We start from the raw sequence: 25,806 nt of genomic DNA, 5'->3' as shown, positions 1-25,806 counted from the left end.
GACTATGAGATTTTGGTCTTTTTGGTTCAACAGCTTTGTTTTATCTAGCCAATACAACCCGCCCAGGTTTGTAGAATTATTGATGCTTTTATTAGCGATCGCTATGCTGGCAATAGCCAGTATTTTACCGGACATACCTTATTTAATCTTAGGCTTGAGCCTAGTAGTTGGGGCATCTATTTCTATTTTAGTGCGGGAAGCGATCGCGCCCTCACCCCAAGCGCGAATTACCCAACTAACAGCATCGTTATTGCTGATCATCAGCCTCTATGGGTTTGCTGATTTAATGTACAGTATTTAATCGGGAATGGGGAATAGGGAATGGGGAATGGGGAATGGGAAGAAACTTAATTAACAATGCCCAATCCCTAATACCCAATCACCAATTCTGCATTTCTACCAATTCCATACACAACTTATTAATTTCCTCTAAATCAGGTTTATGAGGGAGTGTAGATTGTTCGTAGACAACCTCCATTTCAGCGACTAAATCTTCTGCCATTTTCATCACTTGTTCATAAGAATACTCACCCTTCAAAATAGCTCTTAAATCTTCAACATCACCAGCTATTCTTCTATCTACAATCACTTCACCTTGACGCAATATTTCTACTCCACTGCGTAATAATCGAATGCAGTGCATCCCATGTTTGAGGTCAAAACCCGACTTTCTTTCCATTTCTGCTCTAGCCGGATTTCTATTTTCCTGCCAAGATAAATAAGCCTTCCATTCTCTTAAAGCTATTTGATAATTTTGGCTTTTTTGAAGCAGGCGGATAAAATCTTTACGGCTATTGGTTAAATTTTGAGTATATTCTAAAGTTTCATCGGGTAAAGTATATTGTTTTAACACTCCTTTAAAATCAATATCTGCCGTCAGCAATTTGTATAACTCTTCCGCTTCTTCCAAAAACTCAATCCGTCCTCTGATTAAGTTATAAAGATACTCCAGAAAAGCATTTAGCTCATCTTTGCTGAGGGGGGCTTCGTCTTCTATGGCGAAGTCAGATGGTATTGGCTTTTTTTGTGGTGGCTTTAACAACCATTTACGATGAGTTTCCATCTTTTTGATTTGAGCAAAGGCATAACCAGTGTAAGTATGTTTTACCTTCTTACTCAAAAATAGCTGCTTATGATTAATTAAATTCTGTCCGACTGTGCTTACAAAAGGATAGTTATTTAACCAGAGCAATTCTAAAACATTGGGGTTTGCGCCCGCTAATAACAGGAGGATTTTTCTTAATTCATATATAACTGTGTCTTTGTTACCATCCAGGAATGAAAATATTCCTGGTTCATCCCAACCAGTATCTTTTTGTTCTATACGATCAAACCCCAAGTAGTACCTTTTGGGCGCGATAAAGACTCCCCGATAATCAAAGTCTGAATCAGGACGATTTAAACCATAGCCGTGGCTACCTGCCAAACCAATTAAAATAGTTCTTTGCTCAACTTCTATTCTTTCCATATCACCTGATGAAAATATAGCCATCCTAACTCACGAGTTAGGCAGGTGGGCAATACTTGTCGGTTAAGGGGAAAAGGGGAAGGTTAAAGGGGAAAGAAAAAACCTTTAACCTTTACCCTTTAACCTTTTCCCAAAACCCAATTCCGAGTTAAAAATGCAAAACCCGAGCAGTATTGGGCAGGTGGGGAGATGGGAAGCAGAGTTGCTTAATTTCACAGAAATGCCCCTAAAGGAAATAATGCAACGGTATCCCCTTTAGGAACAAAACTTGTCAATTCAGTTTTTCCTATACTTTCAGTTTCCTAGAATAGGAATTATCTAGGATTAAGGTGCCGTCTGGTTCCCCATCCTGGATTGACAATGGCGGCTAAATCTTCTTCTGATAACTTGTTGATTTCATTTTCCAGTTCATCAGTTGTGAAGTCATAACCACGCTCTTTAGCAATCTTGATGAAAGCTTGTGGATCAGCTGTTGCTTTAAGCTTTTGCTGTAATGCTTGATCTTTTTTTACAGCTTGAAAAAGTCGGGTAGCATTTTGCTGTGTCATGACAAATCCATCTCCTGTTTTAAATATCAGGTTTGAATGTAGTAATTTGATTTTTTCAGTTCACTAAATTCTGTAAAGAACTATTAGATTAAGCGTTGTAAGTTTAATTTTAAAACAAATAAGATAAATGTGTGAATTTTGACAAGAAACTATAAGTTTGAGTCTAAAATATTTCTACTAGTTTATAAAAATCATTCCTCAGATAGAAGCAGTTTTTGAATAAAAAGCATCAATTCTGATTTTTGGGTAAGCGATCGCCATCACGAATTTTGGCAAATGGAAGCTTGACTTAGCACCTGTGAATAAAATAGTATGTTAGATTGTCTGTCTAATTCCTGCTCGGATCAGGTAGACATATTACAAAAGCTGGCAAAAACCTCTCTACAGGAGATAAAAACCAGCTACCTGTACGGCAACCTCAAGGACAATTAATTCCATGACTTACGCGATTATTGAAACTGGTGGCAAACAAATACGAGTAGAGCCAGGGCGGTTTTATGACATTGAACTGCTTCCTACCGAACCAGATGAAAAAGTTACAATAGACTCCGTATTACTCGTGCAGCACGATGGCGCAGTCAGCATTGGACAGCCACTAGTGACAGGTGCAACTGTAGAAGGGACTGTAATGCGACATTACAGAGGTCGTAAAGTCTTGGTATACAAGATGAAGCCGAAAAAGAAAACCCGCAAAAAACGGGGGCATCGTCAGGAAATTACCAGACTTATGATTGACTCCATCACCCTTAACGGTGAAGTATTTGTTGCCCAAGGAGAAGCGGAGAAGGAAACCCCCGTTTTAGATGAGACTCCTGTCGAAGAAGTTGAAACCGCTGCTGAATAATAAAAAGAAGTAGATACAGATACATAAGAGGAAATCATGGCTCATAAGAAAGGAACGGGTAGTACACGTAACGGTCGCGATTCTAACGCCCAGCGTCTGGGTGTAAAGCGTTATGGCGGTCAAGTTGTGCGTGCAGGAAACATTCTCGTGCGTCAGCGCGGTACCAAATTTCACCCTGGTAACAACGTTGGTATTGGTAGCGATGACACTCTGTTCGCCTTAATCGACGGTGTTGTAATGTTTGAGAGAAAGGGCAAAACCCGTAAAAAAGTTAGTGTTTATTTACCTATAACTGCTGTTGAAACAGCCCCTGCTGAAGCAGTAGCAAGTTAGAGTCTTAGGGTGGGTAAATAGTGCCCACCCTAATCGCTAGTTAGCGATCGCATAATGGTCAGATTTGCAATAAATATTATAAAAGTCGCTTTTTTCATCTGTTGTCCATAGATTAGTATCAGGATTATCAAAGCGCAGATATTCTTCACTAACAAAATATTAGGCATCGTATATTAAGTCTTAAGCACCAATTTTTTAGGATGTTCCAAAGTTCAGGATAGCCAGCCAGAGATAGGTTTGTTCTGAAACTCTTAGGTAGGACTTACGCAATAACTCTCTCAAACTCTTATCTAGTTTATACTGCTATCATTCCAGTGCTACTGTTGGCAATCTTGAGTGGTCTGGCGATGTACAAACCTGCCCAACTGCATTGGATTTCGGGGCTGTTTGGTAGTTGGCAAACTCTAAGCACTGTTCACTTTATAACTGTTCCCACAGTCATACTGTTTACAATTGCTCATTCCTTACTTGCCCTGAAGTAGGAAGCATCCGTCTAGTTAAGTCTATGTTCCTGTAGAGGTAATATGAGTCTGATTCTTCCCAAACGCACCTTATCCCGTCGCCAATTATTGCAACTATCTGGACTTTCAGGGGTAGGCTTTCTTTTAGGTGGCTGTGGGACAAATTTGTTCTCAGATAATCTGCGGCAAATATCTGAGCCACTAAACCAACGTCTAGAAGCACTCCTGTTAAGTCAGAAACCAGTTCCAGAATTTCCTGTTAGTGCCATAGAAGCAGACAAATTGCTAATCAATTCCTTTGACTTCACGCCGCAAATTGATCCGGCGCAGTTTCGCCTGAAGATTGATGGCGAGGTTAGTAACCCGATGCAATTAAGTATGGGGGATATTGAAAAACTTCCCTTGACTTCAATGGTAATTCGCCATGTCTGTGTTGAAGGCTGGGCTGCGATCGTTCAATGGGGAGGCGTGCGACTGCGAGACTTAGTAGCGCTGGTACAGCCGAAGTCCAACGTCCGCTATGTCTACTTTAAGTCTGCTGATGGCTACTATGAAAGCTGGGATCTTGTCTCTGCTGTACATCCCCAAACCCTGATGGCTTATCAAAAGAATGGACAACCATTATCAGTTGATAATGGTGCGCCTATGCGCCTAGCATCCCCAATTAAACTGGGTTATAAGCAAAGCAAGTGGGTGACTCAAATTACATTTGTCAGCAGTTTGTTACCTCTTAAAGGCTATTGGGAGGATCAGGGCTATGAGTGGTTTGCAGGGCTATAGTCAGCGAAACAGTGCTGAGTAAAGAAGTGGGAAGAGTTTAAGATTGCCCACTTTTCAAATTTGATAGTGAGTTTTTCCCGTAGGAACTAGCATCATTGATTATGTGCTTTTAAGCACCAAGACAAATCGGCTCAATCCCAATAAGAAACCCCCTCTGCTTGCGTCATAGTAAAGTAATTACAAGCAAGAGGGGTTTCATTTTTTATTTATTGTATAGGCAGATTTTAAAGATAATGCTGGCAAAAAACCAGTTTCTCTGATGTTGTGTTTATTTTCACCTGCCTACTCAGTTCAGCCTAGTCCCAATCGGGAATTTCAGCATCTTCTCCACCAATCCCGATTCCAGTGTTAAATATTTCGGCACCAGTGAGATTTAGATCGTTCATTGATGCTTTATACACATTAGAATCGTGAATCGTAGCGCGGGTAAAATTTACTCCGTTAAGATTGGTTTGCTTCAAATTAACATTGGTTACATAAGCTGATGTTAGGTTAGCACCTGCCAAATTAGCACCTGTTAAGTCAGCACCTTCGAGGTTAGCCCCTACAAGGTTTGCTCCTTCGAGCTTCGAGCCTCTCAAGTCAGCACCAATTAAATGAGCGCCACTGAGGTTAGCTCCCGACAAATTGCACTGGATACATTCCCCAGTTGAAAGCAGCTTTTGTAAATCCTGTGGATTTTCGGCTCTAACCGAGCTAGCGAAAAATAGGGGAGTTGCTAAGGCCATGGCCGCTAATAGCTGGAGTTTCATATATTTTCCCCCTTAATAATCAAGTTGCGTCCGTTCTGTCCCTCACAACTCTATTATCTCACTAAACTTCGTGAGGTCAATGTATACTATGCGTTAATAAGTTGGTTATGATATGAACTTGCTATAGTAGCGAGATAAAAAATTCTATATATCCTGTTTTCTGGTCGATTTTTAACCGATAAACCCTAAAAAGCTGCCAGTGTTAAATCTCTGTTAAATATTTTTAAAGGCTTGCACTGCTTGGCATAATTTGGCAGTTTTATAGGTATTTATACTTTATCAATTGATTTGATCGTAAATTTGCAAATTAGGTTAAGTCTATTAGAAATTCTCGCATATACTGATTGACCAATTCAGGCTGTTCTTGCTGCACCCAATGGCCACAATTAGGAATATACTTGATTTGAAAGTTTTGGACATAAGCTGCGGTGTCATAGGTTAGTTCCTTGCCGAGTGCAGTGTCATTTTCTCCCCAAATCATCAGTGTTGGCACTTCCAGAACGCCCCAACTTGGATTTAGCATTTTCTGCTGAAAAATATTGCGGTAATAGTTTAACATTGCTGTCAAGGCACCGCGTTTTGCCGCAGCATTTTTATATGCCTCAACATCAGCTTTGGTGAAAGCACTCTTGTTAACTGCTGTACCTTTAAAAGCTGTTTCAATAGCTTGGTAGTCGGAAGATTGTAAAAGTAATTCTGGTATCCACGGTAGTTGAAAGAGGAATATATAGTTGCTACGTAGCAACTGTTGGGGAGTGCGTAACCCTTGGGCAAATTTGGCAGGATGAGGCAGGTTAAGAATAATTAATTGTTCTAACATTTCGGGGTGAGTGTATGCAAAATTCCAAGCGATCGCACCACCCCAATCATGTCCAACTAAAACACACTTTTGGTATCCTAATCCTTTGATTACTCCCTCAACATCTTTGATAAATTCATCCATGACATAAGCTGATTGCTCATTTGGTTTATCACTATCGTTGTAGCCACGCAAGTCAAGGGCGACGACTTTGAAATTTTGGGCAAATTCTGGTATTTGATGCCGCCAAGAGTACCAAAACTCAGGAAAACCATGCAACATCAACATTAAAGGGCCTTCACCTTGGGTAACGTAGTGTAGCTTTACGCCATTGGTAGTTATATATTCGTGTTTCCAAGAAGTTTCTATTAGAGACATAATCCATCCAAATTCAGCATTAAAAAATACTAAATAATAATACTGTGCTTAATAAATGTAATATTATTTTGAGAAGCCTCACATCTATTAAAAGACAGTATTACAATAGGGATTTTTTGCAAAGATATTAGACAATTTGCCTTGGGATAGATGTGGATGCTGGGTAAATTTTGGTAAAGAATAGATATAATAATTCTCCCTAAATACCATGACACAACAGTTGACAAACCATGCTTCATTATGGGTTGAGCGACTGGGACGATTTGGCTATGTTTCCAAGGGAGTAGTTTACGGTATCGTTGGACTACTGGCAGCACAGGCGGCTTTTGGCAGTGGTGGTAAAACAACTGATACCCAAGGCGCTCTCCAAACAATCGTTAACCAGCCATTTGGTAAATTTTTACTGGCTTTAGTTGCAATTGGCTTGATTGGATATGTAATCTGGCGTTTTGTACAGGCAATTAAAGATCCAGAAAAAAAAGGTAATGATGCCAAAGGTTTGGCAGTGCGAATTGGTTACGCAGTTAATGGCTTGATTTATGCAAGTTTAGCCTTAAGTGCTGTGCAAATCGTTACGGGTACAGGCAGCAGTAAAAATAGTAGTGATTCTACTGAAGATTCGACAGCACGTTTGCTTTCTCAACCCTTTGGTGAATGGTTAGTTGGAACTGTAGGGGTGTTTGTAATTGCTCTAGGTTTCTATCAGTTTTATCAAGCTTTTAGTGGCAAATTTCGTAAAGAACTCAATTTAACTCAATTAAGCAACACACAAGCCCAATGGGTAATGAGGATTTCCAGATTTGGTTTGGCGGCACGGGGTATAGTATTTTGTATTATCGGTTGGTTTTTAATTGAAGCTGCAAGGCAATCTAACGCCGCTACCGCAGAAGGTTTGGATGAAGTATTACAGACGCTAGCGCAACAGCCTAACGGAGCATGGCTTTTGGGTATTGTGGCGTTAGGTTTGGTTGCTTATGGAATTTACACAATAGTACAGGCGCGGTATCGTCGGCTAGTCAATGTTTAGATGGTGCGGTGCTGAGAATTTCAATTTATCAAACAGAATTCAGGAGTCAGGAGTCAGAATTCAGTTGGGTATTCTGTACGATTGGTGGACGAATAATCGGGTTTAAAACCCCCACAAAATAAGAAAATTTGGCCTACTGAATTGCTTCTGACTCCTGTTAGCGGTAGCGGGGCGTTTAGCCCATTCTGACCCCTGAATTCTTCTTCAAAGAAATGGCAATAATAGAAACCCGTGGTATCTGGCTGACTACTACTGATAGTAAAGTTCTCAGGTCAAAGGAACGTATTGCTGAGGCGATGAATTTTCTGGCTGAGACAGGATTTAATGTGGTGTTTCCCGTTGTTTGGAATAAGGCGGTAACTCTGTATCCTAGTCAAACAATGCAGCAGACTTTTGGGGTTGAAATTGACCCTATGTTTGTAGGTCGTGACCCTTTAGAAGAAGTGGTGGTTGAGGCGCGGCGAGTTGGGTTAAAAGTAATTCCTTGGTTTGAATACGGTTTTGCTAGTTCTTACAATTTGAATGGCGGTGTACTTTTACAGAAAAAACCGGAATGGGCTGCGCGTGATTTTAACGGCAACTTACTGAAGAAAAATGGTTTTGAGTGGTTGAATGCACTCGACTCACAGGTGCAGGAATTCTTGTTAAACTTGGTGCTGGAAGTTGCGAATAATTACGATGTGGATGGTATCCAAGGTGACGATCGCTTCCCAGCGTTCCCCTGTGAAGGTGGCTATGATGAGGGAACTGTCAGCCGCTATTGCCAAGAATTCGATCGCAATCCGCCGCAGAACCCCAAGGATAGGCAATGGTTACAGTGGCGTGCAGATATTCTTACTGAGTTTTTGGCGAATCTCTACCGGGAGGTGAAAAGGGTGAATCCTAATTTGCTGGTAGCGATCGCACCTAATATCCATGATTGGGCATTCCAGGAATATCTGCAAGACTCCCCCGCATGGCTAAAGCGGGGAATAGTTGATATGATTCAGCCGCAGATTTATCGCCGTGACTTTAGGAGTTACGCTGCGATCGCTGATAAACTAGTAAACCAACAGTTCACAGATGCGACGCTGCCGAAGTTAGCACCGGGAATACTGATGAAGCTTGGCAGTTATTGTATTAGTCCAGAATATCTGGTGCAGGCAATTGAATACAATCGTAAACTTGGGATTCAAGGAGAGGTATTCTTTTTTTACGAAGGTTTGCGCGAAAATAACAATACCCTAGCTAAAATTTTGCGAAATGGCCCCTATGCTAAGTCTGCATCATTTCCTACTCTGTCAGATTTGAGTCCGGGTGGTGTGAGTAATAGGAAGTCATCTTCAATTTGGCAAAGGTTGTTAAAAAAGATTTTTTAAGGGAAAAGGCGCGTGGAATCTCAATTATCAGTAGAACAAGTAATTAAAACTTTAAAAGAGGATTTACCAACACTTTTTGAAAAAGATATTTCTTATGATATTTATACACAGGATATCTATTTTAAAGACCCGGTAAATACATTCAAATACAAATTTAACTATCGCATTATATTTTGGACTTTGCGATTTCATGCTCGGCTATTTTTTACCCAAATTTACTTTGATGTACATGAAGTATCTCAGTTAGCCGAAGACACGATTTTAGCAAAGTGGACAGTGCGAGGAATGTTACGAGTTCCCTGGAAAGCTGGTTTGCTTTTTAATGGCTATTCAACGTATAAACTCAACCCAGATAATTTGATATACGAGCATATCGACACCTGGGATAGAAAGCCAGGGGAGATTTTACAACAGTTTTGGCAAAGGGGAGAGAGAGCTAATTAGCTAAAAGTTTTTCCACCAATTGTTGATGATATAAAGTCATTAGCTGGCTAGCATTTAAAGTTTCTACAGCATAAGCTTTTCCTGTTAAGTCGCTGAATTCTACTTCAAAAACACCAGGTTCATATTCTTCTACAATCGTTCCTACTTGACCGCGATGCAATCCCAATTCTGGTAAGTCTTCAGTTAGGGCAACCACATCTAATAATTTCATTGGTATTACCTCATTGCTTAGATTACATAACAGGTGACTAGGCGGGGGAAGCCTTCATTATTACGCACTATCCAAACGCTTTGAATAATTGCTTGTTTATCTGAACGATTCAGGGGAAAATCAATGATATATTTTTGACCGTATGGATTCCTTTTACCAGGGATAGCATCATAATTTACTACTGCTTGTAAAAGGATTGCTTTTAATTCTTCTGCATCATCTAAATTTAAGCCTAGTGCAGATTTAAATACACGGGCTTTGTGTTTTCCCTCTGGATGTTCTGGGTTGAGACAGTAATCTACAATTTTATCTATTTCAACGATAGCGCATTCAGGGTTAGGAAGTTTCATAATACGTTTGCTACACAAGCTTCTCCGCTTTTTTCACCTGGATATGACCTGTATGTAGTACACCCTACTCGGAAAAGGCTAAGATTTAACTGCCGGATACTGTTTCAACACCTGCTTTAAATATTGCCCAGTATAAGACCTGGGATTTTTTGCAACTTCCTCCGGTGTCCCCACAGCAATCAATTCTCCGCCTTTATCGCCACCTTCTGGCCCCAAATCTATCACCCAGTCAGAACAACGAATTACATCTAAGTTGTGTTCAATTACTAATATTGAATTGCCCTTATCTACCAATCGTTGCAATACATCTAACAATTTATGGACATCGTAAAAAGATAACCCTGTTGTCGGTTCATCGATTAAATAAAGTGTTTTACCTGTAGCGCGTCGAGATAATTCTGTTGCCAATTTTACCCGTTGTGCTTCACCACCTGATAAGGTTGTAGCAGGTTGTCCTAATTGGACATAACCCAAGCCGACATCAAATAAAGTTTGCAAACGCGCGATCGCTTTGGGTATATTCTGGAAAAAGTCTAGACTTTCCTCAACTGTCATTCTCAAAACATCAGAAATTGACTTATCTTTATACTTCACCTGCAAAGTTTCGCGGTTGTATCTTGCACCCTTACAAATTTCGCATTGCACGTAAACATCCGGGAGAAAGTTCATTTCAATTACATTCACACCCTGTCCGCTACAAGCTTCGCAACGTCCACCTTTAACGTTGAAGGAAAATTGTCCAGGTTTGTAACCCCTAGCTTTGGCTTCTACTGTTTGGGAAAATACATCTCGAATGGCATCAAAAATTCCTGTGTAAGTTGCAGGGTTAGAACGTGGTGTGCGTCCAATAGGGGATTGATCGATAACGATCGCTTTATCAATCGCGTTTAATCCCTGAATTTTATCCAAATGTCTTGGTAAAGGAACTTTCTTTGTTAAATGGTGTTGCAGAGATGGGTACAGTAATTCGTTAATCAGGGTAGATTTGCCAGAACCAGACACACCAGTGATGGAGACGAGTTTACCTAATGGAATGTCTACATCTATATTTTGTAAATTGTTGCGATGGGCATTTTTAATTCCCAAACTACGCCCATTCCCTTCTCGGCGTTCTGCTGGTGTGTTAATTACTCGCCTTCCTGATAAATATGCACCCGTCAAAGAATCTTCTGCTGCTAATAACGCCTCAAAATCACCTTGGGCGATTATATTTCCGCCGTGAATTCCTGCACCAGGGCCAATATCAACAATGTGGTTGGCTGCGCGAATTGTTTCTTCATCGTGTTCAACGACAATCAATGTATTACCTAAATCGCGCAATTTCGTTAAGGTTTTGAGCAATCTGCCATTATCTCGTTGATGCAAACCAATACTCGGTTCATCTAAAACGTAGAGAACTCCCGTTAAACCAGAACCAATTTGCGTTGCTAGACGAATCCGTTGGGCTTCGCCACCGGAAAGGGTCATGGCTGGACGGTCAAGGGTGAGATAATCTAAACCTACATCCAACAAGAATTGCAATCTGGCTTTGATTTCTCTCAGAACTAAATCAGCAATTTGTAACTGGCGATCGCTCAACTTAAATTGCTCAATTCTCTCCCGACAATCTCGAATTGATACGGTAGTTAATTCTAAAATTCCATATTGTCCCAACTTCACCGCCAAGGCTTCCGGTTTTAATCGTTTTCCCTTACAAACCTCGCACGGTTGATCAATTAAATACTGCTCTAATTTTTGCTTAATTAATTCAGAACCACCTTCATATTGCCGTTGCAAAATTGGAATAGCACCTTTAAAACTCTGCTTTCTTTGTGCTTCTGCGGCTCGTTCATCTTTCTCGCCATACAGAAGAATTTGCTGCTGTTCTTCTGTCAGCTTGCCCCAATTTGTCTGTAACTCAAATCCATAAATCTGTCCTACACTATAGAGTAATTCCAAGTAATAAGAATTATCTTTTTCTGACCAAGGCGCGATCGCAGCATAAACTGGCGCTTCCCAGTCGGGTACGATCAAATCAGGCGCAAATCTTCTTAAAGTACCGATGCCATGACAGTGCGGACAAGCACCATAGGGCGAGTTAAAGGAGAACAATCGCGGTGATAGTTCCTCCATTACCGCGCCATGTTCTGGACAAGCAAAGTTTTCCGAAAATACTAATTCTTCTTCCTTTTCTTGTCCGTCGTCACCAAGCAAACTCACCAGAATGGCTGCAATCCCACCTGATTGCTTGAGACACGTAGAAAGAGAATCAACCAAACGCTCCTGAATATCAGCCTTTTTCACCAAGCGGTCAATTACCACTTCGATGGTGTGGGTAAAGTTTTTATCCAATTCAATGGAATCTGACAGTTCGCGGATCTCGCCATTGATCCGCACGCGGACAAAACCTTGAGAAGCCAGACTTGACAAGAGCTTACGGTGTGTGCCTTTCTTTCCCCTGACAACGGGTGCAAGAATTTGGAAGCGGGTGCGATCTGGTAATTCCATGATGCGATCGCACATCTCATCAATTGTCTGGGGTGCAATACAGCGATCGCATATCGGACAATGGGGTTCACCTGCTCGACCAAACAACAGCCGCAAATAGTCGTAAATCTCTGTCACCGTACCCACAGTGGAACGCGGGTTATGAGACGTTGACTTTTGGTCAATAGAAATTGCTGGACTTAAGCCTTCAATGGCTTCGACATCCGGCTTATCCAGTTGTCCTAAAAATTGCCGTGCGTAGGCGCTGAGGGATTCCACATAGCGACGTTGCCCTTCAGCGAAAATGGTATCAAAGGCTAGGGAAGACTTACCAGAACCAGAAACGCCAGTGAAAACGATTAGGCGATCGCGTGGCAATTCCAAGTCAATATTTTTCAGATTATGCTGCCTAGCACCCCGAATCCGAATGGTATTCTGGCTGTTGTGGCTGGGGTACGGAAGATGTCCATTCAAGGATGCTGCTAGCTGTTTGTCTGACATATTGGGCGGCGAAGAAGGAGTTTCTTATGAAACAGTCCTTAATAATACTATCTTTAATTAGTTTATAGTAGAACAATCGTACTGTTTTAGTTAGTTATCGTTCCAGATTCATGGCGCAGACATCATTAAGAGTCGGCTAGTTTAGAAGCATCCCGATTAAAATAATTCGTAATTGAATTAGCTGAGGGTTTAGACCCCAACAGGCAAAGACCACCAAGAAAGACAATTACGCGCGAGTGTTTCGCCAATAATTACGAATTACGAACTACGAATTAGTAATTAGTTAAATATCCTTCTGAGGGCGAAGCTATGGTATGGCAAATCCAACCGCCGACGCAGCCAGAGGTTATCTACTTAGATAGTGATGGACAACCAGTTGCAAATAATACCATACAGTTTGGCTAAATTGTAGAAATTAAGCAGAATATAGAGTGGCTATTTGCTGACTTAACTGGGAACTTCAAGCTTTGAACTCGGAAGTTCGACCTTTTTGCTCGGACATTGGTGTTCAGAACTCGGAAGTTCGATTTTTTTACTCGGACATTGGTGTTCGGAACTCGGAACTTCGACCTTTTTACTCGGTCATTGGTGTTCAGAACTCGGAACTTCGACCTTTTTGCTCGGCCATTTGTGTTCGGAACTCGGAAGTTTGACCTTTTTGCTCGGTCATTGGTGTTCGGAACTTGAAACACCGAGTTCAGAAGTGCGATCGCATTTTTTTAGCGAGCGATCGCCTCACACTTTACATTTAAACTCAGGATTACCACAGGCGATCGCTCCACAACAGCCCATCGATGGGTATTCCCATTTGAGTTAACTTACTATTTTTCTTCTAAGTACTGGAGAATACCACGAGCGATCGCTTCGGACATCTTATTTTGTGAATCTGGATTGGTCAATACAGTAACATCTTTTGCATTATCGATAAAACCTGTTTCTACTAAAATAGCTGGCATAGTCTTTTCCTTTAAAACATACAAATGACCACCATCTTTTACTCCCCTGTTGAATAAGCCAGTAACCTTGATAGTTTTATCAAGAACTATTTTAGCTAGATGCCTACTATCATCTGAATCAGTAAATATTTCAATACCATTAGCTCGTCCGTTGAATCCATTCGCATGAACGCTGATAAACAAGGTTGCACCAATTCGATTCGCTATTTCTCCTCTATATGAGAGGCTATCTCTGACGCTAGACGACACATATTCTGCATCTCGTGTTAGTACCACCGATATACCACTTTGCTCTAAAATCTTAGCTATTTGTTTGCTAATCGGTAGAACGACATCTTCTTCTCGCAGTTTATTAATGCCTATATGTCCTGTGTCTGGGGTCATCCCATGTCCAGGGTCGATAACTACTACAATTCCAGTCTTGGGAGTCTTCCTTACTGGAGTAGTAGTTGATGTTTGAGAAGGTACTATTTCTGAGGCAAATCCGCAGATTTGGCGAACTTCTTGCATACGATTTTGGCTTTGGCTAACTTGATCGCTCACGTCAGCATCATTCATATAGACTGCATATGGTAAATAGCCCCGCAACCAATCACAACTCTGATTTAGTAGTTTCTCTAAGCTTTCTACTTTTACAATCTTGCCATTTAAAAAAGTATTCTCTTTCTTTGATTCATTATTAGTAATACTGAGGTACTTGTTTAAAGCGTTCTGTTCTTGCTGTAACCAAACCAAAGCAGTCTTATCAGATGAGGCTGTGACAATGCGTTGCCCATCGCGGCTAAAACTAGCACTCCAGACCGTGCCATGATGCCCTTTCAGAGTAGTAATCTCCTTTCCTGTCAAGTCCCACACTCGGGCAGTACCGTCGCGGGAGGCAGTGATGATGCGCTCTCCATCAGTGCTAAAACTAGCGCTCCAGACAATACCATCAAGTGTTATTCCCCATTTCTCCTTCTCTTCGCTCTCCTTGGATGGTGTCTGTTGATCTTTCTTTAGGTATTGCTCCCATTCCCATTTCTTTACGGTTCTGTCACCGGAGGCTGTAACAATAGATTTTCCGTCCGGGCTAAAACTGGCACTATAGACGGCGCTCTTATGCTCTGGAAAAAAAGCAATTTCCTTTCCCGTCAAGTCCCAAACTCGGGCAGTCTTGTCACCGGAGGCTGTGACAATGTATTTTCCATCAGGGCTAATATTGGCACTCCAGACCATGCCCTCATGCCCTTTGATGGTAGAAATTTGCCGTCCTGTCAAGTCCCAAACTCGGGCGGTTTTATCAGATGAGGTTGTGACAATGTATTTTCCATCAGGGCTAAAATTGGCACTCCAGACAATTCCCTGATGTCCTTTTAAGGTAGAAATTTGCCGTCCTGTCAAGTCCCAAACTCGGGCAGTCTTATCAGATGAAGTTGTGACAATGTATTTTCCATCAGCGCTGAAACTGGCATTGTAGAGAATACCTTGATGACCTTTTAAGCTGTAAATTTGCCGTCCCATTTTCCATAAGCGAACATCGTTACTGGAGGTAGTGACAATGTATTTTCCATCAGGGCTAAAACTGGCACTGGTAACAGGATGCTGATGCCCTAGCACTTGCGGCATATTTTTAAGGATGGTTTGTAAAGCTAGCACTGGATTAGCTCCAAGGTCTAGTGTTTGCAGATGATTCTTCGCTACCAAGGCTTTGAAATCATTTCCGTATTTTATTGCTGCTAGCAAAGCTTTTACCCTATCCAACTCAAATAGTGCTAAAGCTTGGACAAATGGCCCTTCCAGTTTTGCACCTTCCCGTGTAATCTGTGTTTTTGCTTCTGCCTGTTTTTGAAATGCTTCTGCTTTTCGTTTTTTTCGTTCTGCCAGTTCTGTTGCTTTGCGTGCGTTTTGTGCCTGTTCACGGGCAATTTTACTCTCAGACTTCGCTACTAAAACTGATTGTTTTGCTTCAGTTCGAGCTTTTTTTGCATCGTCATCGGCTTTTTTTGCTCGTGCGAGGGCTTGCTGCTGTTGATTATTAGCCTTGTTAACATCAGCTATTGCTTGCTTACGGTCAGATTCTGCCTTTTTTACCTGTGCAATCGCTTTTTCAACATCAGCTTTTGCTTGATGCGCTTGCCCCAATTGATCTCGAGCCAATCTTAACGATGCTATCACCCCCACCATAGCCAACCCTAGCACCACAGAGCCAATCTGAATCCGCCGATTAGCTGTGCGGTTCGCTTCTGCCAAAACTCGCCTTGCCTGTTCCTCGGCTTCCAGCCTTTTCTGCACATCGCGCTTTTCCAACTCTTGGCTAGCAGCTAAAAACTGATAGTCTAAGTCACTCAAACTTTTACCGACTACCCATGCTTGGGCATCTTGCAAAGTCTGTCCTCGCAACAACCGCGACTCATCTTGACGTTCCGACTCAACCCAGGCATTAAATGTATCGGAGTAGGGGCGCAAGTTTGCTAAAATCTTTTCGCACCATTCCTGTTTAAACACCTCTGCATAAATGCGGTTATAAATTCGCAGCTTCCCGTCTCGCTTTACCACCAAACCCGTCAGCCGCAATTCCGTTTGTTCAGCACTATCATCAGTTGCTATCTCTTCCTGCTGCAAAATCTGCTGATACAACCCCAACAATCGCCCAGTCCTCTGTTCCCCACTCTGCAAAATTCTGTCTCGAATCGTCTTCAAATGCTCCGGCTCATCTTGCGTCTCCCAATTCTCAATAATCCCCCTCCTAACCAACCCTTCAATTTTGGATGTTAGATTTTGGATTTTAGATTTTTCCTCCTCCGTTCTTCTCGTTGTCCCCCACTCCCCAACCACTAACTTACAAACCTTCTGCGTCAAGAACGGCTGTCCCCCCGTCCAATCCAGCACCACCTGCATTAACTCTTGGGCATTACCCACCGCCGCCAAGCCCCGCGCCAAAGGTTCCGCCTCAGCAAGTTTAAACCCAGTCAAATCAATTGCCTGCCCAATATTAAAAGGTGTGCGCTGTTTGTCTTGAATCAAATCTGAAGGCGTAGACACTCCAATCAAAGCAAAAGTGAGGCGATTATATTCAGGATGGTCTGCTCGTCGGTTGTAGCAATCGCGGATAACTGCAAAAAAGTCATCCAAGTTGAATGAAAGACTCAGAACGCTGTCAATTTCATCAATAAAAATAACAATCTTTTCGGTAATTGTTTTTAGCAATATTGTTTCAATAAACTTACCCAAACGCTGCACTGGTGAAAGCAACCCGTTTTCAGTCCACCAATTATCTAAATCAAAAGTTGTATAAATATTAAAACTTCCCACCAGAGTATCAATCACCCCGGCATACCACTGTTCTGGCGTAATATCTGCCGTACCAATAGCTGTAATATCAACAGCAGCACAAGCAAATCCCTCAGTTTGCAACTGCTGCATTACCTGCACCCGCAAGCTAGATTTCCCCATTTGTCGCGAATTGAGTACATAACAAAAATCCCCAGCTTTCAAGCCTTCATAGAGGTCATGGTCAGCTTGCCGTCTAACATAAGTTAGGGCATTTTGAGGCAGACTACCACCGACTTGATATTGGTACTGGGTCATAAACAATTAAAAATTAAAAATTAAAAATTAAAAATTATGAAATCTAAGCGAGTTTTGAGGGTTTGTAGTAAGCACTTTAGTGCTTGGAAGATAAGGACTCAAGTCCTTACTACGAACTTACTTACCCATCAATTTAAACTTGATATGCTACTACGAAACTAAATAAGCTAGACGTTTTAACACTTTTACCACAGTATCTAGGTCATCCCCACGATTAAGCGACAGTGTGTAAGATAATTCATATTTTGGTGTACCCTGTTTCGTCAACTTAATAAATTGAAATTCCCGCCCATTGGTTACAAAACCAAATGTAGGTTTATCATTACCAGGATTAGCCAACATATAAGCTAATGCTTGAGAAATTGCTACCTCCAAAGAATATTCTGCTCGTTTCGCCTCAATTACGAGAACCCAAAATGGAGGATGAAACACCAAGATATCAATACGTCCTGTAATAATTGTGCCTTCGTCTTCAGAAGAAATTCTTACCTCTTCTTCGGAGGCGATGTAAAAAGGCGGTTGATAAAAACCTGCTAGACGCAATAGTGGAGATAGCACCACCATTTTGACTACAGGTTCTAAAATTTGGTAGCGGGATAAATGCAAATATTCTGCCTTGACTTGGTTGAGAGATTGCTTTTCTAAGTCACTCAACTCAGGTAAATCTTGCTGCCACTCTAAAAAAAACTGTTCGTTGTCTGCACGTTGTAGCCCAAATTTATCGATGAGTTGGGCTAGGGTAATATCTTTTCCTTGAATAACTTGAACCATTGTTAAACCTTTTTGTTAAATGGTAATTGCAGATAAAGGTCTTATTGCACTCCTAATGTACTTTTTTAATTTTTAAACCCCAAGCGATCGCCCAAAATATTGACGATACAATTCACACAGTGGCACTACTTGATTGCCTTGAAACTTAACCAACCCCATACTGCGGAGTTTAAACGCTTCAGTTGTGCCTACATCTACGGGGCGATTTGCTGTCATAACTTGTTTGACCGCAGCTAGCAATTCTGCGTCCTCTTGCAAATTCAACCAATGGCGGCGTAAATGGTCACTGTAAGGCCCTTCCTGAGTTGCTGCGATTTTTTGCAGATTTTCCAGCGTCATCCGACCACGGGCAATTTCATAAAGCGCTACTCGCACTAAATAAGGATGACCACCGACGAGTGTCATTAATTCTTCAATTTGTGAGTCAGACCAATTGAGTCCGTGACGCTGTACCAAGTCTTGTATTTGTATTTGATTTAAGTCTGGCAACTCAATGGGTAAGCCGACATTAAAAGGCGACTGATTAATGTTGAGCGGGATATAAACTTCCTTAGAATGCACAATTACCAACCGGAGATTTTTCCAAATTGTTTCATTCTTTGACCGTTCATGCCAAGCTCGTAGCAATCCAAAAAAATCAGCCGCAATTTTGGGATGCTTAAAGACTTCATCGACTTCATCCAAACCCAAAGCTATGGGGCTATTAATCGCGGGTAATAAATACCGTTGAAAGTAATTTGTACATTTATTCTTGCTACCTAAAACACCCTTCCAATACTCGTCTAGCTTCTCTGGTAGATTCAATTCGTAGGTAATGCTGGCGCAGAACCACTGCAAAAACTGATCTAAATTGGCAAGAAATTCTGCATCGGCTGACTGGAAATTTACGGGTGCTATCTGATAGTCATGTTTACTAGCATGATGGAGAACCCGCGACATCAGCGAAGTTTTGCCCATCTGCCGGGGAGCTTTGATGCGAATTAAGGCCCCTGGTTGAAGAATCGCTTCATAACAGTCTACCTCAATTGGCGATCGCTCTACATAGAAAGCAGAGTTGAGAGATACCTGCCCTTCTGGATTTTCTAAGGAGACTGCTGGTTTTATCTCGGTATCTGGAATAGCTTGGTTAGCAGAGATAGCACCTTGGGGATTGTTCCGACTTTTCAGCACTGGGGTGGAAAACTCTGGAATACTTTCTAAATCAATAGCGCTACAGCCAAACTCATAAGCATCCTCATAAGACCTATCAGCACCCAGTGCATCATAAAAGCCTACCGCAAATTTAATTGCGGCCCTGTCCCCAATTGCCCGATTCATCCCAACTACACAATTAATGTGTTGGTAAATAGCTTCAGCTTGCACCTCGCTATAGCAAGCATTTAACAATATACACTCAACTTTGTCTTTAAATAACTTAAATAGCCTTGCCAGTGACTCTGTACTCACTAGCTGCATTTCCCCTGTAATATTTTCCAAGGCTAAACCTTGATTTCCTCCACCATGTCCAGAAAAATGGATGATATGAGGATTATGATCTAAAAGCGCACGCCGCAAATCGTCAGGCCGCACCGCCCATTTAGTAATCAGTTCAAACTTATCTCGGCTGCGAGAGCGTTGCAACCCTTCCTGAATTTCCCTTACTTCCTCGTCCAAGCGAAGTTTATCTGTCGTCGTGGGATTAGCTGACACAATCAGGATTTTTTTCACAGCGCTATCAACTATTAAATGCAGGCTTCTGGCTTAGATGTAGTTTACTACAGCAGATAACTACACAATTACTGATACTGTATTATTGTTAACGAGCCTTTTAGCTTCATTAATGAGTCTTTTAGCTCCATTAATGAGTCTTTTAGCTCCATTAATGAGTCTTTTAGCTCCATTAATGAGCCTTTTAACTCCATTAATGAGTCTTTTAACTCCATTAATGAGCCTTTTAACTCCATTAATGAGTCTTTTAACTCCATTAATGAGCTTTTGAACTCCGTTAACAAGTCTTTTAACTCCATTAATGAGCTTTTGAACTCCGTTGACGAGTCTTTAATACTCGTGAAAATGACAGCAATTTTCACAAGGGTGGAATACATATAATTTTAGGGGCACAATATATTGTGCCCCTAAGCGTGTAGTCTATTCAATTGGAAACGACTGTAATCCTTAGCCAGATGCAACCTAATTAATCTTAATTTCCGGTTTTTTCTTGACAACTTGCGTTTAAATCCCAGCTTTCACATTCTCTGGCTTCCAGCAATTGCCTAACCGCACTACCAGGCTGACAACTCATCAAAGTTGCCCCCATTGCAGCTAGTGTAATAACAGTGGCTAGTCCCAGCACTGTAGCTCGTTTTATAGGTTTGATTGTACTGATTAAATTATCTATTCCAGTGGCAGTACCAATAACCTCAATTGGCTCAAGTGCTTTTAAAGCAATAGCCGCATTAGCATAGCGACGGTTTCGGTTACGTTCCACCATTGTCATTAACCACCACCGAAAACGTGGACTGATTTGAGGAACTAATTGCTGAAAATTAAAGCGGTAGTTATCATCAATTAATTTTCCAATATCAACAGAACGGGTATTAGTAAGTAAGCAAATTAATGTTGCTCCCAAACTATATAAATCTGATGCCTCAGTCAGAGAATGACCAAACTGTTCTTCTGGTGGCATAAAACCTGGGGTTCCTGCTACAAAGCTGCTAAGAGCTATTTTTGCACCCTGTATCCTAGCTAATCCAAAATCAACTAAATAAGCATTTAGTTGCTCATCAACCAAAATATTTTCTGGTTTGATATCCCGATGAATAATTGGCGGAGCTTGCTTTTGTAGATAGACCAAAAGCTCTAAAATGGACAGAGCAATTTGCTTAATTTCTTCTGGATGAAAGCTGTTTTTTAAGCCTAAAGATGGGGCATTTTTATGTTCCTGCACCAGATAAAAAGCCCCTGGTATTTCAAAAGAATCTATATAGCGAGGGATGCGAGAATGATTGAGTTGCTGCAAAATTTCGATTTCGCGCTGATATGCTTTCACACCTGACAAATCAGCATCGGCCCGAGCAAAACAAAACTCTTTAATCACTACCTGTTGCTTAGAGTTGAGGAGATTAGCTAAGTAAGTAATTCGTCCTCCTTCTCGGTTGCGTCCTAGTTCGCTGATAACTTGATAGCCTTGTTGAGAAAAATCTGGATGGTGATTTGAGGAAATTACCTCTTTATGTCCATTACGCACATCAAGCTCCATTACACACCATACGAGTTTGATTCTGTCAAGATGCAATTAGAAAGATTAAGAGCCACTCACCCAGATTGTTAGCTCAATTTCTACTCTGCATTGGCCAAGACACATTGACAGAAAGTATCTTTGCATTTGCGTCTTGGCATAAAATTACTAATTTTGCGTTAGCCAATCGATAATCTGGGCATTGACAACATCTGGAACTTCATCGTGCGGACAATGACCGGCATTAGGAATGGGGACTATTTTGATTTCTTTGCCATTCTCACGCGCCTCTTCGTAAATCTTTGCCCCGGTAATTGGTGTCCAAGGATCATCAGCACCCCAAATTACTAATAGAGGACGTTCTACTTTGGGCAAAAGTTCCTCTGGACTTGGGCCAGGAGGGGCTGTGAGAATGGAAGCGAAGACTTGTTGCGCTCCTGGGTCGCAAGAGGGTGTATAAAGTAAATCGACTAATTCATCGGTGACGGCTTGGCGATCGCGGTAAACTTGGTAGAGAGTACGGCGAATTTGGGCTTTTTGACGGATGCGGTTATAGACAAATTTACCTGTAATTGGCGATCGCACAAACCGATTAAAAGCTGCCATCACCATCCGTAGCGGCGGGTTCAATTCGTGAGGACGATGACTCAATCCACCCGCAGAGTTTATTAAAATACCACCAGCAGCAATTTCTGGATGTTCTACCAGTACAATCAAGCTCAAAAGTGCGCCGATGGAGTTACCAATAAATACAGCAGGTTCGTGTATATGTGCTGTGCAGAAATCTTTCAGCAGTTCCACCCAAACTTCCACGCTGTAATCAATAGGCGCTTTATCGGAACCGCCAAAACCTAAAAGGTCTATGGCAAATACTTGGTAGCCAGCATCAGCTAAAACTGGGATATTTTTACGCCAGTGTCCAATGGAAGCACCGAAGCCGTGAACCAGTACCAGAGGTCGTCCAGTACCCATGACAGTGTACTGAATTTTGTAGCCCTGCCAAGTCCAAAAGAATTTTTCAAAAGCGTCTTGAGTTGCAAGCTGCTGTGTAGTTACAGTCATTAATTAAGATTCATAAAGTGTATCTTCAAATATATTAATGTTCTCTGACCTCATAACTCGCCACTGATTAGATGTTAGTTTCATCCACACCAAGGGATTAATGAGTCAAGGGATACCAAATACCCCTGTGATTTTTTAGACGAATGGTCGTGTGAGATGAAATACATGAATCAAAGTTACTTTGCTCAAATGAGCAAATTTGTTCTGGCTGTAACCTCTGTGGCAATATTTTCGCCAATAGCTTCTGCATCTGCAACTTCAGGGTTCTCTACCACCGTCGCCCAAATATCCGATAATTCCACAAGTCAACAACTTTTAGCCGATAAGGAAGTAGAAACTAGGAGTCGTACTACTATTGAGCGGCAAACTATCACTACAGAAAGCCGCACTAGTAGTGTTTCTGCAAAAGGCAAAAAAACAGGTTTTAGCCTTGCCATTTGGGAACCGTCCGGTAACTTGTCTGAGGTGATTGCTCGCATTTCTGTCAAGAGTAAGGGTGGCAAGGGCTATTTAAAAGAGCGGTTTTTGGGTGATTACAAGTACAAGATTAAGCAAAAAGCAAAATTTGCTAAGGGGTTAAAAGCTAGCGATCGCATCGTCGTGCGATTGTATGATGTTCAAAACCGCTTTATTGGCTACAGCGAATTTGAATGTTTATCGGCAAATACCACAGTTAACCTGGTTTTGTCAGCTAAACCTACAGAATATCAAGTCGTTCGCACTGTTTATGGTGTTGATGCTGACCAAAACGGCACTATTGACGCAGGTACCACCACCTACGACTACTTCACCCAAGTCAGCGACCAGCGTGTTAGTTTTCTGAGCAGTTCCCAAACCTTCCAAGGTAGTCAGTTCCAAGTAGAAGGTTTATCAAAAATTGCGGGAACCAGCGTTTATCCTACCTCTTTCACTCAGGGTGAGTATGCTTTAGTGCGTCAGTCGTTCGTGAGCGTCTTTAGTTCTGACTTAGCAGAGGCTTTGCAAGCTACTCCAGGTAGTTTGGTGCAGGTGATTGAAGTCAGCGATAACTCTAGCTACGACATCAGCCAAATGCTGATGAATTATCGCCAAGTTGGGATGTCTCGCGCTCTCCAGGTTGGTTTTTCTGATGTTTCCACAGATTATTGGGCTAAAGATTTTATTGCCGAATTGGCTTCAATGGAAATTCTCGAAGGTTTTCCTGATGGGACTTTCCGCCCGGATGCACCAGTAACTCGTGCCCAATTTGCGGCAATGTTGCGGAAAGCTTTTGCCAAGGGGAAAATTCGCCAAGCGATCGCATTTAAAGATGTTTCAACTCAATATTGGGCTTACAATGCCATCAGCGAAGTTTATCAAATGGGCTTTTTAAACGCTGTTATTGGCAAAGATTTCAACCCCAGTCAAAGCCTTTCTCGCCTTGACATTTTAGTAGCATTAGCGCAGGGATTAAATTATAAAAGCAGTGGTTCAACGGATACAATCTTATCTGTTTACAGCGATGCAACTAGTATTCGTAGTGAATATCGCAGTCTGATTGCAGCTTTGACACAACGCGGTATAGTCGTCAACTATCCCAATGTGAACTTGCTAAATGTTGAACGGGTAGCAACCAGGTCTGAAGTGTCTGCTTTGCTATACCAAGCTCTATCTAGCACTGGACAAGTAGCAAATATCTCCTCGCAGTATGTCGTTGGACAACAACAACAAGTTGCAGCTGAGGAGCAGACTGAAACTTCAACAGAGGGCGTAAAACCACGTCGCCACTGTAACCAAGGAATTGGTAATGGTTCTGAGGGATGTGACCCTGGCAATTCCAGTCCTCACGGTGGTAGTAACGATGAAGGTGGACGCACCCCTGGTAATAAGTAACACTATTTTTTAAGAGACGCGATTAATCGCGTCTCTAGCTTGCTCAACTGTAAAACTAATTTCCTGACCATAGGAAATTTCCAGTGTATGACCATCAGGGTCTCGAATATAAGCCCAGTAACCAACCGGAAAACCCCAGTCATTTGGGCCATCTAGCAGTATTTCCTCAGCGCGTGCCTCATTGCACAGGCGATCGATTTCCCCACGATTCTGATAAGCTACCCCAAGATGGGATTGTGGTAATAGTGCGCCTTCTACTTTAGCTGCTTTAATTAGGACAATCACAAAAGGTCTAGTCAGGTCACTAATCCAAGCAACATCTACGTGACTAGTTTGATCGGTGCGACGATGCACAACTGTCATCTGAGAATACTTTGCATAAAATGAGATACTTGCATCAACATTAGTAACTGCAAGTGCAATATGAGTAAAACCAAGATCAGACATAAAAAAACCCCGTGTGTAGACTTAACCGGAAGAATGTAGGTATTGGCCTCAGTGCTTACATAGAAAGCTGACACGATTGATAATGAAGATAGGCGTTATCTTCACAAAATTTATGTTTTTAACTTGGTTCGACAGCAACTCTTGGTTACTGGAAATTGGTGGGAAAAGAATACTGATTGACCCTTGGCTGGTTGGTTCGTTAATTTTCAGCAATTTGGATTGGTTATTTAAAGGTTCGCGATCGCAAAATCGCCCAATACCAGATAATATTGACCTGATCCTGCTGTCTCAGGGTTTAGAAGACCACGCTCACCCACCAACGCTTCAGGTACTCGACCACAGCATCAAAGTTGTAGCCTCTCCCAATGCTGCCAAGGTAGTACAGCAGTTAGGTTATACCCAAGTTACTACTCTCGCTCATGGTGAAACTTTCACTTTAAATAATCAAGTTGAAATCAAAGCTTTCCCCGGCTCCCCCATTGGCCCCACTCTGGTAGAAAATAGTTATCTCCTCAAAGAATTGGAGAGTGGGCTAACTGTATACTACGAACCTCACGGTTATCATTCTCCACAACTTCAGCAATCTGCACCTATCGATGTAGTGATTACACCGTTTATTGATATGACGTTGCCTTTGCTTGGGCCGATTATTAAAGGCAAAAATAGCGCTTTGGAAGTAGTAAAATCGTTACAACCTCAAGTAATAATACCTACGGCGGCTGGTGGGGATGTAGCGTTTGAAGGATTGCTGATGAAATTGATTCAGACTAAAGGAAGTGCTGAGGAATTTCGTTCGTTACTAGAGAAAAACAATCTGGCGACACGGATACTTGAGCCGAAACCAGGCGATCGCTTTGAACTACCATTAGAAAAACGAGCATTAGCAATTTAAGTTAGCTCACGCCTTGCACTAGGCGATTACAAATCGCGGCTATCGCGCACCACGCGAACTAACACAAAATTAAGTAGTTTTGTAGGTTGGGTGCAGCGATAGCGTAACCCAACATAAATAAGGTGGTAATGTTGGGTTGCGTTTCACTCCACCCAACCTACATAAATATATCTTAGGACTTACGCAAAATATCTCTCAAACTCTGATTTCTCCGTGCCGCGCCAGTTGCTTCAAGTCGGGGAACCCGCCCAACGCACTGGCTTCTCTGTGCCTCTGCGGTTCGTTATTCTGTAACTCATTCGTAAGTCCTATATCTTTTAAAA

The 25,806-nt window shown here is 41.8% G+C and carries 24 protein-coding genes; 10 read left to right on the top strand and 14 right to left on the bottom strand.

Annotation, left to right across the window (positions count from 1 at the left end; genetic code table 11):
* The first annotated feature begins 4 nt into the window (after positions 1 to 4).
* A complete protein-coding gene (locus ACFFRD_RS12045) occupies positions 5 to 301 on the top strand; it encodes a hypothetical protein (protein ID WP_114084259.1) in 297 nt (98 codons plus the stop codon).
* Between the two features lie 78 nt (positions 302 to 379).
* Here ACFFRD_RS12045 and ACFFRD_RS12040 read toward each other — a convergent pair whose 3' ends face one another.
* Positions 380 to 1,468, bottom strand: coding sequence for a DNA polymerase beta superfamily protein (locus tag ACFFRD_RS12040; RefSeq protein ID WP_392483053.1), 1,089 nt, complete (start codon positions 1,466 to 1,468; stop codon positions 380 to 382).
* A gap of 314 nt (positions 1,469 to 1,782) precedes the next feature.
* Positions 1,783 to 2,016, bottom strand: a complete 234-nt coding sequence (locus ACFFRD_RS12035) for a Nif11-like leader peptide family natural product precursor (RefSeq protein ID WP_114084257.1) — start codon at positions 2,014 to 2,016, stop codon at positions 1,783 to 1,785.
* Positions 2,017 to 2,452: 436 nt separating this feature from the next.
* On the opposite strand from ACFFRD_RS12035, the gene rplU reads away from it, so the two are divergent.
* The 3 genes from rplU (at position 2,453) to ACFFRD_RS12020 (ending at position 4,434) form a co-directional block, all read left to right on the top strand.
* Positions 2,453 to 2,860 carry a 50S ribosomal protein L21 gene (gene rplU / locus ACFFRD_RS12030; RefSeq protein ID WP_392481679.1) on the top strand — a complete coding sequence of 136 codons (408 nt, stop codon included), beginning with the start codon at positions 2,453 to 2,455 and terminating at the stop codon, positions 2,858 to 2,860.
* A 36-nt stretch (positions 2,861 to 2,896) separates the two neighbouring features.
* Positions 2,897 to 3,193 (top strand): 50S ribosomal protein L27, encoded by a 297-nt coding sequence (gene rpmA / locus ACFFRD_RS12025; protein ID WP_114084255.1) that lies wholly within the window; start codon positions 2,897 to 2,899, stop codon positions 3,191 to 3,193.
* 524 nt (positions 3,194 to 3,717) lie between these two features.
* Positions 3,718 to 4,434, top strand: coding sequence for a molybdopterin-dependent oxidoreductase (locus ACFFRD_RS12020; RefSeq protein WP_392481677.1), 717 nt, complete (start codon positions 3,718 to 3,720; stop codon positions 4,432 to 4,434).
* 296 nt (positions 4,435 to 4,730) lie between these two features.
* Here ACFFRD_RS12020 and ACFFRD_RS12015 read toward each other — a convergent pair whose 3' ends face one another.
* The gene (locus ACFFRD_RS12015) at positions 4,731 to 5,186 is read right to left on the bottom strand and encodes a pentapeptide repeat-containing protein (RefSeq protein WP_193947493.1); all 456 of its coding nucleotides are present in this window, start codon (positions 5,184 to 5,186) and stop codon (positions 4,731 to 4,733) included.
* 307 nt (positions 5,187 to 5,493) lie between these two features.
* Positions 5,494 to 6,363 (bottom strand): alpha/beta fold hydrolase, encoded by an 870-nt coding sequence (locus tag ACFFRD_RS12010; protein WP_392481675.1) that lies wholly within the window; start codon positions 6,361 to 6,363, stop codon positions 5,494 to 5,496.
* 208 nt (positions 6,364 to 6,571) lie between these two features.
* On the opposite strand from ACFFRD_RS12010, the gene ACFFRD_RS12005 reads away from it, so the two are divergent.
* From ACFFRD_RS12005 to ACFFRD_RS11995, 3 genes are all read left to right on the top strand, one after another.
* Complete coding sequence (locus ACFFRD_RS12005) at positions 6,572 to 7,390, top strand: DUF1206 domain-containing protein (protein WP_392481673.1); 819 nt, start codon at positions 6,572 to 6,574, stop codon at positions 7,388 to 7,390.
* 212 nt (positions 7,391 to 7,602) lie between these two features.
* A complete protein-coding gene (locus ACFFRD_RS12000; RefSeq protein ID WP_392481670.1) occupies positions 7,603 to 8,748 on the top strand; it encodes a glycoside hydrolase family 10 protein in 1,146 nt (381 codons plus the stop codon).
* A gap of 12 nt (positions 8,749 to 8,760) precedes the next feature.
* Entirely contained in the window at positions 8,761 to 9,192 is a 432-nt protein-coding gene (locus ACFFRD_RS11995; RefSeq protein WP_392481668.1) for a DUF2358 domain-containing protein, read from the top strand.
* On the opposite strand, the gene ACFFRD_RS11990 is transcribed toward ACFFRD_RS11995, so the two are convergent.
* The 3 genes from ACFFRD_RS11990 to uvrA form a co-directional block, all read right to left on the bottom strand.
* A complete protein-coding gene (locus ACFFRD_RS11990; RefSeq protein WP_392481666.1) occupies positions 9,185 to 9,403 on the bottom strand; it encodes a DUF4926 domain-containing protein in 219 nt (72 codons plus the stop codon). The two genes, ACFFRD_RS11995 and ACFFRD_RS11990, sit on opposite strands and share 8 nt — an antisense overlap.
* Positions 9,404 to 9,420: 17 nt before the next feature.
* Entirely contained in the window at positions 9,421 to 9,753 is a 333-nt protein-coding gene (locus ACFFRD_RS11985) for a DUF6883 domain-containing protein (protein WP_392481664.1), read from the bottom strand.
* A gap of 78 nt (positions 9,754 to 9,831) precedes the next feature.
* Positions 9,832 to 12,720, bottom strand: coding sequence for an excinuclease ABC subunit UvrA (gene uvrA / locus ACFFRD_RS11980; RefSeq protein ID WP_392481662.1), 2,889 nt, complete (start codon positions 12,718 to 12,720; stop codon positions 9,832 to 9,834).
* A gap of 490 nt (positions 12,721 to 13,210) precedes the next feature.
* Here uvrA and ACFFRD_RS11975 point away from each other — a divergent pair, with 490 nt between their 5' ends.
* Complete coding sequence (locus ACFFRD_RS11975) at positions 13,211 to 13,537, top strand: hypothetical protein (protein ID WP_392481659.1); 327 nt, start codon at positions 13,211 to 13,213, stop codon at positions 13,535 to 13,537.
* Between the two features lie 4 nt (positions 13,538 to 13,541).
* Here the strand turns inward: ACFFRD_RS11975 and ACFFRD_RS11970 are convergent, their stop codons facing one another.
* From ACFFRD_RS11970 to ACFFRD_RS11945, 6 genes are all read right to left on the bottom strand, one after another.
* Complete coding sequence (locus ACFFRD_RS11970; protein ID WP_392481656.1) at positions 13,542 to 17,243, bottom strand: N-acetylmuramoyl-L-alanine amidase; 3,702 nt, start codon at positions 17,241 to 17,243, stop codon at positions 13,542 to 13,544.
* 150 nt (positions 17,244 to 17,393) lie between these two features.
* Entirely contained in the window at positions 17,394 to 18,014 is a 621-nt protein-coding gene (locus ACFFRD_RS11965) for a type I restriction endonuclease (RefSeq protein WP_392481654.1), read from the bottom strand.
* Positions 18,015 to 18,086: 72 nt separating this feature from the next.
* Positions 18,087 to 19,721 carry an AAA-like domain-containing protein gene (locus ACFFRD_RS11960; RefSeq protein ID WP_392481652.1) on the bottom strand — a complete coding sequence of 545 codons (1,635 nt, stop codon included), beginning with the start codon at positions 19,719 to 19,721 and terminating at the stop codon, positions 18,087 to 18,089.
* 68 nt (positions 19,722 to 19,789) lie between these two features.
* On the bottom strand, positions 19,790 to 20,020 hold the full coding sequence (locus ACFFRD_RS11955; protein ID WP_392481650.1) for a hypothetical protein: 231 nt from the start codon (positions 20,018 to 20,020) through the stop codon (positions 19,790 to 19,792).
* Positions 20,021 to 20,193: 173 nt separating this feature from the next.
* The gene (locus ACFFRD_RS11950; protein WP_392481648.1) at positions 20,194 to 21,252 is read right to left on the bottom strand and encodes a serine/threonine protein kinase; all 1,059 of its coding nucleotides are present in this window, start codon (positions 21,250 to 21,252) and stop codon (positions 20,194 to 20,196) included.
* 147 nt (positions 21,253 to 21,399) lie between these two features.
* Complete coding sequence (locus ACFFRD_RS11945; RefSeq protein WP_392481645.1) at positions 21,400 to 22,293, bottom strand: alpha/beta fold hydrolase; 894 nt, start codon at positions 22,291 to 22,293, stop codon at positions 21,400 to 21,402.
* Positions 22,294 to 22,458: 165 nt separating this feature from the next.
* Between ACFFRD_RS11945 and ACFFRD_RS11940 the strand changes: the two genes are divergently transcribed.
* Positions 22,459 to 24,144 (top strand): S-layer homology domain-containing protein, encoded by a 1,686-nt coding sequence (locus ACFFRD_RS11940; RefSeq protein WP_392481642.1) that lies wholly within the window; start codon positions 22,459 to 22,461, stop codon positions 24,142 to 24,144.
* A gap of 9 nt (positions 24,145 to 24,153) precedes the next feature.
* On the opposite strand, the gene ACFFRD_RS11935 is transcribed toward ACFFRD_RS11940, so the two are convergent.
* A complete protein-coding gene (locus ACFFRD_RS11935) occupies positions 24,154 to 24,591 on the bottom strand; it encodes a VOC family protein (protein WP_392481639.1) in 438 nt (145 codons plus the stop codon).
* Between the two features lie 112 nt (positions 24,592 to 24,703).
* Here ACFFRD_RS11935 and ACFFRD_RS11930 point away from each other — a divergent pair, with 112 nt between their 5' ends.
* Positions 24,704 to 25,483: an MBL fold metallo-hydrolase gene (locus ACFFRD_RS11930; protein ID WP_392481637.1), complete on the top strand. Its 780-nt coding sequence runs from the start codon at positions 24,704 to 24,706 to the stop codon at positions 25,481 to 25,483.
* Positions 25,484 to 25,806 lie beyond the last annotated feature (323 nt).

It is taken from the genome of Nostoc sp. C110 (assembly GCF_043099725.1).
GTDB lineage: Bacteria > Cyanobacteriota > Cyanobacteriia > Cyanobacteriales > Nostocaceae > Nostoc > Nostoc muscorum_A.
This window is presented reverse-complemented; position numbering and strand designations above follow the sequence as displayed.

What these genes read in the sequence shown, in the direction of transcription:
- ACFFRD_RS12045 (WP_114084259.1), top strand. Translation starts at nt 5, where the DNA reads ATGAGATTTTGGTCTTTTTGGTTCAACAGCTTTGTTTTATCTAGCCAA.
- ACFFRD_RS12040 (WP_392483053.1), bottom strand. Translation starts at nt 1,468, where the DNA reads ATGGAAAGAATAGAAGTTGAGCAAAGAACTATTTTAATTGGTTTGGCA.
- ACFFRD_RS12035 (WP_114084257.1), bottom strand. Translation starts at nt 2,016, where the DNA reads ATGACACAGCAAAATGCTACCCGACTTTTTCAAGCTGTAAAAAAAGAT.
- rplU (WP_392481679.1), top strand. Translation starts at nt 2,453, where the DNA reads ATGACTTACGCGATTATTGAAACTGGTGGCAAACAAATACGAGTAGAG.
- rpmA (WP_114084255.1), top strand. Translation starts at nt 2,897, where the DNA reads ATGGCTCATAAGAAAGGAACGGGTAGTACACGTAACGGTCGCGATTCT.
- ACFFRD_RS12020 (WP_392481677.1), top strand. Translation starts at nt 3,718, where the DNA reads ATGAGTCTGATTCTTCCCAAACGCACCTTATCCCGTCGCCAATTATTG.
- ACFFRD_RS12015 (WP_193947493.1), bottom strand. Translation starts at nt 5,186, where the DNA reads ATGAAACTCCAGCTATTAGCGGCCATGGCCTTAGCAACTCCCCTATTT.
- ACFFRD_RS12010 (WP_392481675.1), bottom strand. Translation starts at nt 6,363, where the DNA reads ATGTCTCTAATAGAAACTTCTTGGAAACACGAATATATAACTACCAAT.
- ACFFRD_RS12005 (WP_392481673.1), top strand. Translation starts at nt 6,572, where the DNA reads ATGACACAACAGTTGACAAACCATGCTTCATTATGGGTTGAGCGACTG.
- ACFFRD_RS12000 (WP_392481670.1), top strand. Translation starts at nt 7,603, where the DNA reads ATGGCAATAATAGAAACCCGTGGTATCTGGCTGACTACTACTGATAGT.
- ACFFRD_RS11990 (WP_392481666.1), bottom strand. Translation starts at nt 9,403, where the DNA reads ATGAAATTATTAGATGTGGTTGCCCTAACTGAAGACTTACCAGAATTG.
- ACFFRD_RS11985 (WP_392481664.1), bottom strand. Translation starts at nt 9,753, where the DNA reads ATGAAACTTCCTAACCCTGAATGCGCTATCGTTGAAATAGATAAAATT.
- uvrA (WP_392481662.1), bottom strand. Translation starts at nt 12,720, where the DNA reads ATGTCAGACAAACAGCTAGCAGCATCCTTGAATGGACATCTTCCGTAC.
- ACFFRD_RS11970 (WP_392481656.1), bottom strand. Translation starts at nt 17,243, where the DNA reads ATGACCCAGTACCAATATCAAGTCGGTGGTAGTCTGCCTCAAAATGCC.
- ACFFRD_RS11965 (WP_392481654.1), bottom strand. Translation starts at nt 18,014, where the DNA reads ATGGTTCAAGTTATTCAAGGAAAAGATATTACCCTAGCCCAACTCATC.
- ACFFRD_RS11955 (WP_392481650.1), bottom strand. Translation starts at nt 20,020, where the DNA reads ATGGAGTTAAAAGACTTGTTAACGGAGTTCAAAAGCTCATTAATGGAG.
- ACFFRD_RS11950 (WP_392481648.1), bottom strand. Translation starts at nt 21,252, where the DNA reads ATGGAGCTTGATGTGCGTAATGGACATAAAGAGGTAATTTCCTCAAAT.
- ACFFRD_RS11945 (WP_392481645.1), bottom strand. Translation starts at nt 22,293, where the DNA reads ATGACTGTAACTACACAGCAGCTTGCAACTCAAGACGCTTTTGAAAAA.
- ACFFRD_RS11940 (WP_392481642.1), top strand. Translation starts at nt 22,459, where the DNA reads ATGAATCAAAGTTACTTTGCTCAAATGAGCAAATTTGTTCTGGCTGTA.
- ACFFRD_RS11935 (WP_392481639.1), bottom strand. Translation starts at nt 24,591, where the DNA reads ATGTCTGATCTTGGTTTTACTCATATTGCACTTGCAGTTACTAATGTT.
- ACFFRD_RS11930 (WP_392481637.1), top strand. Translation starts at nt 24,704, where the DNA reads ATGTTTTTAACTTGGTTCGACAGCAACTCTTGGTTACTGGAAATTGGT.